The sequence below is a fragment of the Senegalimassilia anaerobia JC110 genome, assembly GCF_000236865.1.
Classification (GTDB): domain Bacteria; phylum Actinomycetota; class Coriobacteriia; order Coriobacteriales; family Eggerthellaceae; genus Senegalimassilia; species Senegalimassilia anaerobia.
Genome location: NZ_HE611014.1, coordinates 610,586 through 623,939 on the forward strand (window position 1 = coordinate 610,586; position 13,354 = coordinate 623,939).

General features: G+C 63.5%; 9 protein-coding genes. 5 read left to right on the plus strand and 4 right to left on the minus strand.

Annotated features, from left to right (window positions below; genetic code table 11):
* Nucleotides 1-53 precede the first annotated feature (53 nt).
* The 3 genes from SFHG_RS02540 to SFHG_RS02550 form a co-directional block, all read right to left on the minus strand.
* The gene (locus SFHG_RS02540; protein WP_042433000.1) at nt 54-3,191 is read right to left on the minus strand and encodes an ATP-binding protein; all 3,138 of its coding nucleotides are present in this window, start codon (nt 3,189-3,191) and stop codon (nt 54-56) included.
* A 215-nt stretch (nt 3,192-3,406) separates the two neighbouring features.
* Entirely contained in the window at nt 3,407-4,525 is a 1,119-nt protein-coding gene (locus tag SFHG_RS02545) for a 5-methyltetrahydropteroyltriglutamate--homocysteine S-methyltransferase (protein ID WP_042433002.1), read from the minus strand.
* 239 nt (nt 4,526-4,764) lie between these two features.
* Complete coding sequence (locus SFHG_RS02550; protein WP_042433005.1) at nt 4,765-5,688, minus strand: LysR family transcriptional regulator; 924 nt, start codon at nt 5,686-5,688, stop codon at nt 4,765-4,767.
* 353 nt (nt 5,689-6,041) lie between these two features.
* Between SFHG_RS02550 and SFHG_RS02555 the strand changes: the two genes are divergently transcribed.
* Complete coding sequence (locus tag SFHG_RS02555) at nt 6,042-7,019, plus strand: diaminopimelate dehydrogenase (protein WP_042433007.1); 978 nt, start codon at nt 6,042-6,044, stop codon at nt 7,017-7,019.
* 363 nt (nt 7,020-7,382) lie between these two features.
* Entirely contained in the window at nt 7,383-8,870 is a 1,488-nt protein-coding gene (locus SFHG_RS02560; RefSeq protein WP_081468890.1) for a uracil-xanthine permease family protein, read from the plus strand.
* A 155-nt stretch (nt 8,871-9,025) separates the two neighbouring features.
* Here SFHG_RS02560 and SFHG_RS02565 read toward each other — a convergent pair whose 3' ends face one another.
* The gene (locus tag SFHG_RS02565) at nt 9,026-9,667 is read right to left on the minus strand and encodes a nucleotidyltransferase family protein (RefSeq protein ID WP_042433010.1); all 642 of its coding nucleotides are present in this window, start codon (nt 9,665-9,667) and stop codon (nt 9,026-9,028) included.
* Between the two features lie 127 nt (nt 9,668-9,794).
* Here SFHG_RS02565 and SFHG_RS02570 point away from each other — a divergent pair, with 127 nt between their 5' ends.
* From SFHG_RS02570 to SFHG_RS02580, 3 genes are read left to right on the plus strand one after another with little or no spacing between them, the layout of a single operon-like run.
* Complete coding sequence (locus tag SFHG_RS02570) at nt 9,795-10,583, plus strand: FAD binding domain-containing protein (RefSeq protein WP_262362177.1); 789 nt, start codon at nt 9,795-9,797, stop codon at nt 10,581-10,583.
* Nucleotides 10,584-11,057 (plus strand): (2Fe-2S)-binding protein, encoded by a 474-nt coding sequence (locus SFHG_RS02575; RefSeq protein WP_042433016.1) that lies wholly within the window; start codon nt 10,584-10,586, stop codon nt 11,055-11,057.
* Nucleotides 11,050-13,341 (plus strand): xanthine dehydrogenase family protein molybdopterin-binding subunit, encoded by a 2,292-nt coding sequence (locus SFHG_RS02580; RefSeq protein ID WP_042433019.1) that lies wholly within the window; start codon nt 11,050-11,052, stop codon nt 13,339-13,341. Before SFHG_RS02575 ends, SFHG_RS02580 begins: the two co-directional genes overlap by 8 nt.
* The last annotated feature ends 13 nt before the right edge of the window (nt 13,342-13,354 follow it).

The window sequence follows — 13,354 nt, forward strand, 5'->3', positions numbered from 1 at the left end:
AACCTGCTGGCGACATTCTTGCTACCGGATTGGAGCTTGCGTGTTCCAGCGCCCTATCTGCAGAAACGTCCGGCTGCGGACAGCAGCGCCTGCATATCAAGCGGTTTCGCCAGGTGTGCGTTCATCCCGGCGGCCTTCGATTTCTTGCGATCCTCGTCGAAGGCGTTGGCCGTCATGGCGATGATGGGCACGGTGGACGCGTCGGGGTGGTCGAGCGCGCGTATGGCGCGGGTGGCCTCGTAGCCGTCCATGACGGGCATCATCAAGTCCATCAAGATCAGCGAGATCGTGCCCGGCTTCGAGCTTGCGAACATCCGGACTGCTTCCTTGCCGTTCCATGCTTTGACCACGGCGGCGCCGGCGTGGTCCAGGTAGAACTCGGCGATCTCCATGTTCAGGTCGTTATCCTCGACCAGCAGCACGCGCTTGCCGGAAAGGGAGCCCTCGGCTTGCGGAGCGGCCTGAGCGCATTCAGGCTTCGTCGCTACGTTGCCGTTTATCTTGAACGGCAACGTGAAGGTTATCTCCGTTCCGACATCGGGCGTGCTTTGCACGCTGATGGTGCCGCCCATGGCGTCGATGAGCGTTTTCACGATGGACATGCCCAAGCCGGTGCCCTGGTAGCGGGTGCGTGCGCCGTTTTGCTCTTGCGTGAACGGCTTGAAAAGGTGCTCGGACACGAACTCCTCGCTCATGCCGATGCCGGTGTCGGCGATCTTGAACTCGAACAGCGCCGTATAGCCGTTGCATGAAAGCTCGGTGATATACGTGTCCACCTTCCCGCCGGGCTTGTTGTACTTGATGGCGTTGCTGAACAGGTTGAGCATGATCTGGCGCAACCGCAGGTCGCTGCCGATGAGCTGACTGTGCTTCACGTTTTTGCAGAATCGTTCGTGGGAGATGCCGCTTTCCAGTATCTGGGCGGCAACGAGCGATTCCACGTCATCGGCCAATTCCAGAAGGTTGAACTCGTCCTGCTCGAGCACCGCCTGCCCGGAGCCGAGCTTGCTCATATCGAGCACGTCGTTGACCAGGTCGAGCAGGTGGTTCGCCGATATCTGGATCTTGTCCAGGCATTGACGGGTTTTCGCGGGGTCTTGCTCGCTTGCTCCGATGATGTCGAGCATGCCTAATATGCCGTTGATGGGCGTGCGGAAGTCGTGGCTCATGCGGTTCATGAACTCGGTTTTCGCCTTGCTCTCGGAGTCGGCGGTTTGCAGCGCCTGCTCAAGACGGTGTTTTTCCGCTTGTTCCCGCTCATGGAACGCCGAGGTGTTCTTGATCAGCACGATGCCGCGCACGACGGGAAGCTCATCTTGGATGTCGCTGCGGTATTGCGAATCTTGCGACATGAGCACGACCTTTTGCGACCATTGCGGCTTGCCGTCCGATCTTGTTTCGCAGAATTCGATGGTCACCTCGTTCGCGCCGCCTTTGAAACGCGCAAGCAGCTTCTCCGAGGAATCTGCGAGCCGATAGCTTTCCAGCGTGCTCTCGGTGACGGATCCGACATGTTCGCGGCAAAAGGCCGTATAGGAGCAAGGTAGTTGCATGTCCGGATCGGCGAAGCCCCCGTCGGCCGCGAAGAACACCTGCTCAAGCCGATCGTTGGTCAGGTCGACCGAATATGCCGCCTGCGCCGAATCGAGCAGCGCGTCCACGTAGCCGCCGTCGTTCTCGAGGATGGATTGCCTGAGCTGGTCGTAGTAGCGGGAGAGCTGCTGCTTCTCGCTTGCCGATCCGTCGGAGAACGGCTCGAGGGCGACCACGAAGTGATGGAGCGCCCCTTCCTCGCTATCGTCTAGGTGCAGCACGGTGATGCGGCCGCGCCATGCCGGGCTTTGCAAGATCAGCTCGATAGGTTCGCTTTGCGGGGTAAGGCGTTCGCGAAGCGTTTCCAGCTGCAGTGCGCGGCGCACCTCGGGCCGTTGCTCCTCGCAAGTCAGCGAGCATGCGATGTGCTCGACGGCGCCCGAGTAGTTGCCGCTGTCGGCGAGGAACATGCTTGAGGATGCGCGCAGGATACGATACTGATCGAGCTTCGCGTCGCAGTATATGCAGTTGGAGAAATGGAAGCCAAGACGGGAAACGCGCTTCAAGATGCGCTCGTTTTGCCGTTGGCGCGCCGCCGCCTCGGCGATCTTCGCGTTGTTCTTGTCTATGTACATGTTCTTGTCCGCTTGGCGGAACAGCTCGCGCATGGTGGGGGATTCGAATTCGCTGGACAGGGCGTAGCCGGCGGCATAGCTGATGGGCATATCGGGATGGGCCTGGGAATACTCATCTGCGTTGCGCCTTATCCGGTCGAGCAGCGCCGCGGCCTGTGCGGCATCGGCGCCACGCAACACCGCCAGGAACTCGTCGCCGCCATAGCGGCCGGTGAAGCATAGGGGGCTTTGCACTTTCGCCAGCTGCAGCGCGAAAGAGCGGATGTATTCGTCGCCCTTTTCGTGCCCAAGGTTGTTGTTGATGGTGCGAAGGTTGTTCAGGTCGAACACGAACACGGCCAAGGGGCTTTCGGGGCCGATGGGCCCGGGCTGCGACAAGATCTCCTCGCACTTGTTCTTGTTGAGAAGCCCCGTCGCTTCGTCAAGGTACACCTTGCGCTGCAGCTGCCTGTTCAGGGCTGCGGTGTGCAGCGCACGGACAAGCTCAATGGCGAACAACGCCAGCAGGCCCACGATATCGGCTATGACGATGCTTTCCAGGCGGTCGAGCGCGGTGGCCTTCTCTTGCGAGTATTCCTCCGCCAGCCCGGTGGTCTGGTTGCAGAGTTCGAAGAAGTCCTCGCTTTTCGCGATGATGTCGGTGTCTTGGTAGCCGGTTTCGCGCACAAGCTCGATCTCGGTGCGAAGGCCGGCGAAGCGGTTGGCCAGTTCGGTCATCTTCGCCTGATAGGCTTCATCGTCAAGACGCACCAAATCTAGGTCATCGCTTCCATAGCGCAGTCCATCGATGTAGGAATTCACGGACTCGATCATTTTGTCCTGCGCAAGCCCCGCATCTTCCATCTTCACGATGCGCTGCGTGGTGCCGCGCACCAAGCCGGCGTAGTTCACCACGCGCGCGGTGCCTTGTATGTCTGCGACGAGCGACATGATGTCGAGGAACAGGAAGATGAGCAAGATGGTGAGCGCCGTCATGAGGACGCGCGAGATTCGGCTGCCTTTGCTGGTGGTGCGCGTGTTCATCCTAAGCCTTTGCGATACGGGGAAGCTGATACGAGTCAACGGCGATTCTATCATGGGGTCGCTTCGGGCGACCGTTGCGTAGGTTTAGAAAGTCAGAGCGGTGCCGTTTTCGAAACAAGCATTGTGCCAAGCGTTATCCCGCGTCAAAACAAGTTGGGTCCGGAACCATCGTTCCCGGGCCCAACGTATCGGGTTCGGTTACGTGCGTTGGCCGCTTATTCGCCCCAGACGCGCTCGACGACCCGTCGCACCAGCGCGATCTTGGCCCACTGGTCATCCTCGGTGAGCACGTTGCCCTCCTCGGTGGAGGAGAAGCCGCACTGCGTGGACAGGCGCAGCTGCTCGAGCGGAACGTATTGCGCTGCCTCATGGATGCGCGCGATTACGTCGTCCTCGTTTTCCAGCTCGGGGAACTTGGACGTGACCAGGCCCAATACCACCTTCTGGTCGCGGATATGCGCCAGCGGGGCGAAATCGCCGGAGCGGTCGGAATCGTACTCCAGGAAGAAACCGTCGTAGTTCGCCCCGCCGAAGAGCACCTCGGCCACCGGCTCGTAGCCGCCGGAGGAGAACCACGTGGAGCGGAAGTTGCCGCGGCAGATGTGCGTGGTGATGGTCATGTCATCGGGCTTGGCCTCAAGGATGCGGTTGATCGCGTCCACGTAGCTCTTCGCCACCTGGTCGACGTCGATTCCCTCGGCGGCATACGCCTCGCGCTTGGCCGGGTCGCAGAACTCGCCCCAGCTGGTGTCATCGAACTGCAAGTAGCGGCAGCCCAGGTCGTAGAAGGCGCGCACGGCATCGCGGTACACCTCCACGATGTCGTCGAAGAGCACCGACTCATCGGCATAGCGCTCGATGGGGCGGTACGTGGCCTTGCCGCGCACGCAGGGGATGAGGTGCAGCATGGAGGGTGCGGGGATGGTCAGCTTCACCGGATAGTCGCCGGCGATGTCGCGCAGCTTGGCGAAATGGGCCAGGAACGGGTGGTCGCCGAAGGCGATCTTGTCGCGGAACACCAGCTGGGCGCCCTTGGGCTTGGGGCCCTTGAACTCCACCGACCACGTTTCGGCGTCGACGTGCTCGACGTTTTGCAGGCCTTCCAGGAAGTCGAGGTGCCACATGGCGCGGCGGAACTCGCCGTCGGTGACGGCCTTCAGGCCCGCCTGCTTCTCCTTTTCCACCAGGTCTGCGATGGCGGCGTCCTCGGCGGCGGTCAGTTGCTCGCGGGTGATGGTTCCGGCGGCGAAATCGGCGCGCGCCTGCTTGAGGGCCTCGGGGCGCAGGAAGCTGCCGACGATGTCATATGCGTAGGGAGGGTTGGTGATGGCCATGGGTGGCATCCTTTCATCGCTTGTGTTGCGAAGGAAAGGATGCCACAGGCCCGCGTGATAGAAAACTATCGGTTTGGTAGGGTTATGTATAGCTAAAAGGAATGGAAGCGGGCTGCGGCTTGGCGCGCGTCGTCGGGCGCCGGCAGGCAGCGCCGTGCGCCCCGCCTTGCGGTTTGCGCTGCCGCTTGGCCTGCCGCGCAGTGGGGTTGGCGGTATGGGGGGCGCCCTGCGCCTTGCCCTTATTCGCCGGCTTCGCGCTGGTATTCGTTGACATACTCCTGCAGCAGCTGCAGGTAGCGCTCGGCGACCGAGGACAGCGGCCGGTCGGCACGTTTGACGTACCCCAGCTCCATATGCTCGGGGCTTTCGAGCGGGATGGACGTGATCTGGCTGCCATTGAGGTCCTCGGAAAGGATGCCGCTCGAGATGGTGTAGCCGTCAAGGCCGATGATCAGGTTGAACAGCGTCGCGCGATCGGTCACCACGATGCTCTTGTCCACGGCCTCGGCGATATGCAGCTCCTCGGCATAGTACAGCGAGTTGCGGATGCCCTGGTCATAGCTCAGGCGCGGGTAGGGTGCCAGGTCGGCAAGGGTGACGCGCTCAAGGTGCGCCAGCGGGCTGTTGCGGCTGACGAATACGTGCGGCTTCGCACGGAACAGCGGCACGAAGTGCAGGTCGGCCGACTTCACCACGTTCGAGATGACGCTTTCGTTGAAGTCGCAGCGATACAGCACGCCCAGCTCGCTGCGCTGCACCCGCACGTCGTCGATGATGCCGGCAGTGGACGTCTCGCGCAGCGAGAATTCGTAGCGGTTGCGGTCGTATTCGCGTACGAGCGAGACGAACGCGTTCACCACGAAGGCGTAATGTTGGGTGGAGATGCCGAACACGCGGCGGATGCGGTCGGCGCCCTTGTATTCGCCTTCCAGAAGGTCGGCCTGCTCGATGACTTGGCGTGCGCGCGAGAGGAAGCGCATGCCCTCTTCGGTGGGGACGACGCCGGTGCGCGAGCGCGTGAAGATGGTGATGTCCATTTCGCGTTCAAGTTCCGATACCGCTTTGGAAAGGCTGGGCTGCGCGACGAAGAGCTTCTCTGCCGCCGCGGTGAGCGACCCGGATTCGGCTACCTGGATGACGTATCTAAGCTGTTGAAGTTTCATGGGCCGTATTCTAGCAGGAAGGGAAGGAGACCGGTAGGATATAGCCGGGTCGATCCGCGCCGCGGCGGTGTTGCGCAAGGATCGGCCGCGGCGTTGCGGACGGGGCGTCGCCGTTGTGTCGCGCGCAGGCTTGCCGTCGTGCCATGCGCGGGCGTTCGCCGCTAGTTTGTCGCGACGCCGCGAGCGAGTGTTCGCCGCCGCGCTGCAATCGGGGTTTTGCGGGCGTTTCCCTATACGGTTGGTATGCGGAAATTGCGCGGCGCTTGCGGGTTTGGCGCATGATACGCGTATCATGGAAGCGTTTTTCAGGCACTATCGCGGCCCTGCGCCGCCGCATCGGGAAAGGAAGCGAAATGACTCGCATCGGCATTTTGGGATACGGAAACCTTGGACGTGGCGTTGAGCTGGCCATTCGCCAGAACGACGACATGGAGCTCGCAGCGGTGTACACGCGCCGCGACCCCGCAAGCGTGAGCATCGCCACCGAGGGCGTGCCCGTTCGTTCCGTGGCCGACCTGGAAACCGGTAACGAGGACATCGACGTGCTCATCCTGTGCGGCGGCAGCGCCACCGACCTGCCCGAGCAGACACCGAAGTACGCGGCGCTGTACAACGTGGTGGACTCGTTCGACACGCATGCCAACATCCCTACGCATTTCGCGAACGTTGACGCGGCTGCTCGTAACGCCCGTACCTGCGCGCTCATCTCCTGCGGCTGGGACCCGGGCCTGTTCTCGCTGAACCGCCTGTACGCCAACTGCATCCTGCCGCAGGGCGCGGACTACACGTTCTGGGGCCGCGGCGTGTCCCAGGGACACTCCGATGCGCTGCGCCGCATCCCCGGCGTGGCCGATGCGCGCCAATACACCATCCCCGTGCCCGCCGCGCTCGATGCGGTGCGCGCCGGCGACAACCCGCAGCTGACCACGCGCCAGAAGCACACGCGCGAGTGCTGGGTGGTGCTTGAGGAGGGCGCCGACGCCCAGGCCGTGGAGAAGCAGATCGTCGAGATGCCGAACTACTTCGACGAGTACGACGTCACGGTGAACTTCATCAGCCAGGAAGAGCTCGATCGCGACCACGCGGGCCTGCCGCACGGCGGCTTCGTCATCCGCACGGGCACCACGGCCGGCGGCAACGATTGCCGTATCGAGTACTCGCTCGACCTGGGCTCCAACCCCGAGTTCACCGCCTGCGTGCTGGTGTCCTACGCTCGCGCGGTCGCGCGCTTGGCCTCCGAGGGTGCGAAGGGCTGCAAGACCGTGTTCGACATCGCGCCCGCTTACCTCTCGCCCGTAAGCGGCGAGGAGCTGCGCGCCCACATGCTGTAAGGGCGCGGTTTCTAGAACTAAGTCAGCGCGCGGGCGGGGGTTTGCCCCGGCTTCGGCGATTGGGGGTCTTCCTTCAGTGATGTTTGCGGCCGTCCCGTTTCCGGGGCGGCCGTTTCGTTTTGGCTCGAAGCTGCTTCTTTTCCGAATCACGGGCTTTTGCGCTGGATGCGTCGGCATGCTGCCGCAAGGCGCTCATGGCGCAGGGGACGTTGCCGAATGGGCAGCGCCCCCGCTTTGCGTTTGGGGCGGCCATAGCCGTTCCCGAAAATGTCACGTACGTGTAAATTACTCCATGCCTTCTTCAAAAAGATGCGCCAGGGTGCTATTTTTTTGAAGTTTCCGTCCTTTAGAAGGGGGATGTGCATGGTAGATGAGAAGCCGGAGGCGGTAGAGCAGGTTCAGGAGAAGGATTGCTCGGCCGCTGGTTCGGAGGAAACCTCCGGTAACGCAAGGTCGCTCGGCGTTTTCTCGTTTGAGGGCGACATGTCGCTGGCGCAGGCCGTTCCGCTGGGTCTGCAGCATGTGCTGGCGATGTTCGTAGGCAATCTGACGCCGCTTTTGATCGTTACGGGCGCGTGCGGCCTGGCGGGCGCGGAGTTCGCGGACGTGCAGCTTTCGCTGCTGCAAAACGCCATGTGGATTGCGGGCGTGGTCACCTTGGTCCAGCTGTTCGGCATCGGCCCGGTCGGCGGCAGGGTGCCCATCATCATGGGCACGTCCTCGGGCTTCATCGGCGTGTTCAATTCCGTGGCGGCATCCATGGGCGGCGGCCTGTTGGCCTACGGCGCCATCATGGGCGCTTCCATCATCGGCGGCCTGTTCGAGGCTGTGCTGGGCTTTTTCCTCAAGCCGCTGCGCCGGTTCTTCCCGGCGGTGGTCACGGGCACGGTGGTGCTCTCCATCGGCTTGAGCCTGATCAGCGTCGGCGTGAACACCTTCGGCGGCGGCGCCAGCGCCAAGGACTTCGGCTCGTTTGAGAATCTGTGCTTGGCGCTTGTCGTGCTGGTGGTCATTTTGGCGGTTAAGCACGCGACCACCGGGTTTTTGAGCGCATCCTCCATTCTGGTCGGCATTATCGTCGGCTATATCGTTGCGGGTGTCATGGGCATGGTCCTGCCCACCACCGGTGTCGACGCGAACGGCGTCGAATACACGAAGGCGTGGGTTTTGAACTGGGATAAGGTTGCCGCGGCGGCATGGTTTGCCGTGCCCAACCCGCTGCCCGTGGCGCCCGTGTTCGATATGCGCGCCATCGCCCCCGTGCTCGTGATGTTCGTGGTCACCGCCGTCGAGACCGTCGGCGACATCTCCGGCGTCACGCAGGGCGGCATGAACCGCGAGGCTACCGACAAGGAGCTTTCCGGCGGTGTGGTCTGCGACGGCATGGGATCTACCGCGGCGGCCCTGTTCGGCGTGCTGCCGAACACCTCGTTCAGCCAGAACGTCGGCCTGGTCACCATGACGAAGATGGTCAACCGCAAGGCCCTGGCGTGCGGCGCGGTGTTTTTGATCTTGTGCGGTTTGTGCCCGAAGCTGGGCGCAGTGGTCTCCATCATGCCGCAGTCCGTTCTGGGCGGCGCGGCCGTCATGATGTTCGCCTCCATCGTGGTCAGCGGCATCCAGCTGATCACGCGCGAGCCTTTGACCCCGCGCAACCTGAGCATCGTGTCGGTGGCTTTGGGCCTGGGCTACGGCATCGGCGCCAACCCGGCCGTTCTGGCTGGCGCTCCTCAGATGGTCAGCCTGATCTTCGGCGGCTCCGGCATCGTTGCCGCGGCGGCCGTGGCCATTGTCTTGAATATCGTGCTTCCCAAGGATAAGGAAATGCCCCAAAGCGACGCAGACGTATAGCCTTTCGCGACGCATATATGATGAGAATGCCCGGTAGGTCTGTGCGACCTGCCGGGCATTTCGGGTTTTCAGGGGCTTTGCGGGCGGGTTAGCCCGCCTTGGGGTGATGTGCGGCTTTACGGTCGGCGTGCTGGCACGCCCGATGGCTCGTTTGGCTATCCGATGACGTCGTTGCCGCCTATGGAGGCAGCTCGGCATTGCTTCATATGCGCCTGCAGCACCTCCAGGTCCTGCACGGTGTCCACGTCGAACAGCTCCCATTCGCTGGCGGCTTCCATGCAGCGCACGCGCTGCGCATGGGCTTTGGCCACGAAGCCGCCTCCCTTGCCCGGCGGCAACGCGCGCAGCTCGTCGAATGCCCAAGCTGGGAACAGCACCGGTGCGCCTTGCGTGCCCTGGAAGCCGACGCGCCAGATGAACTCGGGGTGCGCCTCGGCGCCGCGAAGCAGGGCGGCAAGGGTGTTTGCGCTAATGAGCGGCTGGTCTGCCTGGATGAACGTGGCCGTATCGCACCCGTCCATGGCCTGCATCCCCAGGCGCACGGTGTCGCTTCTGAGCGGCTCGTCGTGCATGATGGCTTCCACGCCCAGGGTGCGGCACAGCTTCGCCACGTCCTTGTGGCGCGTGACCGCCACGCGTTTCGCGAACAACCCGTCGCAGGCGCTGATCGCGTGGGCGATGAGCGGCGCGCCGTCAAGGTTCGCCATGAGCTTGTTCGACCCGAAGCGCGTGCCCAGACCCGATGCCATGATGATGCAGCCATGTACGGCGTTCGGGGTTTCAACGGGGCTGGTCATGGTCGGTTCGCCTTTGCAGATTCGATGGTCGGTCGGTTGGGTTCGGTGTGCGGGGCTTTCGAAGGATTCCCCGGCCACAGTATAATATGTACGTTTCTATAAACCTCAAGCAACGGGGTGCACCATTATTACCTTTCAGAAATACGTTCGCCCGCAAAGCCTGCAAGAGGCTTGGGAGCTGAACCAGAAGAAGCGCAATCGCGTGGTGGCCGGCATGATGTGGCTGAAGATGGGCAACCATTCCCTTGGCACCGCTATCGACCTGTGCGGTCTGGGCTTGGATGCCATCGAGGAGACCGACGAGGAGTTCCGCATCGGCGCCATGGTCACCCTGCGCCAGATGGAAACCCACGCCGGCCTTGACGCCTATTCCCGCGGCGCCATCAAGGCGGCGTTCCAAGATATCGTGGGCGTGCAGTTCCGCAACGGCGCCACGGTCGGCGGTAGCCTGTGGCGTCGCATGGGCTTCTCCGACATCGTCACGGCGTTTCTTGCCATGGACAGCTACGTCGAGCTGCATGAAGGCGGCATCGTGCCCCTGGAGCGTTTCGTGAACATGCCTTACGACAAGGACATCCTGGTGCGCCTTATCGTCAAGAAGCGTCCCGGCGCGTTCGCGTACCAGGCCGTGCGCAAGCAGCGCACCGACCTTCCCACGCTCAACTGCATGGCGGCGAAGCTAGGCGGCGAATACCGCGTGACGGTGGGCGCTCGCCCGGGTCGTGCCGTGCTTCTGCGCGATGACCAGGGCATCCTTGCCGACGGTATCACCGAGGAGAGCGTCGCGGCGTTTGCCGAGCATGCCGCGGGAAGCATCCGCGTTTCCGGGAACATGTGGGGCAGCGCCGAGTATCGCCGCGCGCTCGCGCCCGTGCTCGTGCGCCGCGCCCTGCTTGCGTTAGGGGAGGTGCGCTAGATGGAAGTCAAGATCAAGCTGAACGGCAAAACGGTGGTCGACGACATCCCTGCCGACATGCTGCTCATCGATTTCGTGCGCGCCCACGGGTGCAAAAGCGTCAAACGCGGCTGCGAGACGTCTGCGTGCGGCCTGTGCACGGTGATGCTCGACGACGTGCCCGTGCTGTCCTGCTCCACGTTGGTCGCCCGCGCCGATGGTCGCAGCGTCTGCACGTTGGAGGGCTTGCAGGCCGAGGCGTCGGAGTTCGTGGGCTTCATCGCCGACCAGGGCGCCGAGCAGTGCGGTTTCTGCAACCCCGGCTTCGTGATGAACACCATCGCGCTGCTGCGCGAGAACCCCGACCCCACCGACGACGAGATTCTGGCGTACCTGAGCGGCAACCTGTGCCGTTGCTCGGGCTACGTGGGCCAGCTGCGCGGCATCCGCGCCTTCCTGGACGAAAAGCACGGCAAGGAGGTCGAGCGTGGATAAGCCCGAATACCGCTCCGTAGGCAAGTCGGTCCGCAAGAAGGACTCGCTGCAGCTTCTGCTGGGAAAGCCCGTCTACACCGAGGACATCGCGCCCGATGCGCTGGTGGTCAAGCTCTTGCGAAGCCCCCACGCCAACGCCATGGTGAAGACCATCGACACGTCCAAGGCAAAGAAGGTGCCTGGCGTGGTCGACGTGTACACCTGGGAGGACGTGCCCAACCAGCGCTTCTCCAACGCGGGTCAGACCTATCCTGAAACCAGCCCGTACGACCGCCTGATCATCGACCGGCACGTGCGCTTCGTGGGCGACGTGGTGGCCATCGTGGCAGCCGAGAACGAGAAGGCGGCGCAAACCGCCCTTTCGCGCATCAAGGTGGAGTACGACGTGCTGGAGCCCGTCCTGGATTTCCGCACCGCAAAGGACAACCCCGTGCTGGTGCACCCCGAGGACAACTGGCATATGCTGTGCGACCTGGGCGGCGACAACACACGCAACCTGGTGGGCACCACCTCCGACGCCGGCGGCGACATCGAGGCCGTGCTGGCCGATTGCGATGTGGTGCTGGAGCGCACCTACCACACGAAGGCCTACAACCAGGCCATGATGGAGACGTTCCGCACGTTCACCCAGCTGGACCGCTATGGCAGGCTGCACGTGATCTCGTCCACGCAGATCGTGTACCACGTCCGCCGTATCCTGTCGCACGCGCTCGGCATCCCGAAAAGCCGCATCCGCGTGGAGAAGCCGCGCATTGGCGGCGGTTTCGGCGCAAAGCAGACCGCGGTGTGCGAGGTGTACCCCGCGTTTGTCACCATGAAGACGGGGCGCCCGGCCCTGTGCGTGTTCTCGCGCAAGGAATCGCAAACCTGCGGGTCGCCGCGCCATGAGATGGAGGTCAAGGTCCGCCTGGGCGCGAACAACGACGGCCGCATCCGCGCGCTTGGGGTGACCACGCTGTCGAACTCGGGCGCCTACGGCGAGCACGGCTGGGCCACGGTCGGCCTGACCGGCCACAAGTCCATCCCGCTCTACACCGGCTCGCTCGAGGCGTTCAAATTCGACGCGAACGTGGTGTACACGAACATGCAGCCATCGGGCGCGTACCGAGGCTTCGGCGCCACGCAGGGCCAGTTCGCCGTGGAGAGCGCCGTCAACGAGCTGGCGGCGAAGCTGGGTCGCGACCCGGTGGAGCTGCGCGAGCAGAACATGGTGCGCGAGGGCATGGCCATGCCCGCCTACTTCGGCGAGATGGCAAACGCCTGCGCCCTGGACCGCTGCATGCAGCACTGCAGCGATATGTTCGGCTGGAAGGACAAGTTCCCCGTGCGCGACATGGGCAACGGCAAGGTGCGCGCCGCCGGCGTTGCCATGTCCATGCAGGGTTCGGGCATCTCCGGCATCGACGTGGGCTCGGTCACCGTCAAGCTCAACGACGACGGGGGATACATGCTGCTTATCGCCGCGGCCGACATGGGCACGGGTTGCGACACCATCCTGGCCCAGATGGTCGCCGAGCATATGGAATGCCCCGTGGATGCCGTGAGCGTGTTCGGCGCCGACACCGACGCGTCCCCCTATGACTCGGGTTCGTACGCATCCTCCACCACCTACGTCACCGGCATGGCAGTGGAGAAGGCGTGCACGCAGCTCAAGGAGCGCCTGTGCGCCATCGCCGCCGAGGAGCTCGGCTGCGATGCGGCAGAGCTGCGCTTCGAGGGCGGATGCGTTCGCCACGAGGCCACGGGGCGCACGGTCTCGCTGTCCGAGATCGCCGCGAAAAGCCAGTGCAACTGCCGCCTTGCCCCGGAGGCCACCGCCCAGCATTCCTCGCCGGTGTCCCCGCCGCCGTACATGGTGGGCATGGTCGAGATCGAGCTCGACCGCGAGACCGGCGTGGTAGAGGTGCTCGACTACGCCGCCGTGGTCGATTGCGGCATCCCCATCAACCCGGCACTCGCGCGCATCCAGGTGGAAGGCGGCATCGTGCAGGGCATCGGGCATACGCTCATGGAGGACGTCACGCGTACGCCCAAGGGAGCCATCCGCGAATCGAGCCTGTTCACGTACCGGTTGCCCACCCGTCTGGACACGGGCCGCATCAATGTGGAGTTCGAGCATTCCTACGAGCCCACGGGCCCGTTCGGCGCGAAGTCCATCGGCGAGATCGTCATCAACACGCCGGGTCCTGCGCTGGCGCAGGCCATCTACCGGGCAACGGGCGTGTGGCATCGCGAACTGCCCATCCTTCCCGAGCACATTCTTTTGGCGAAACCGAAGGAGTAGGCATTCTAGGCAG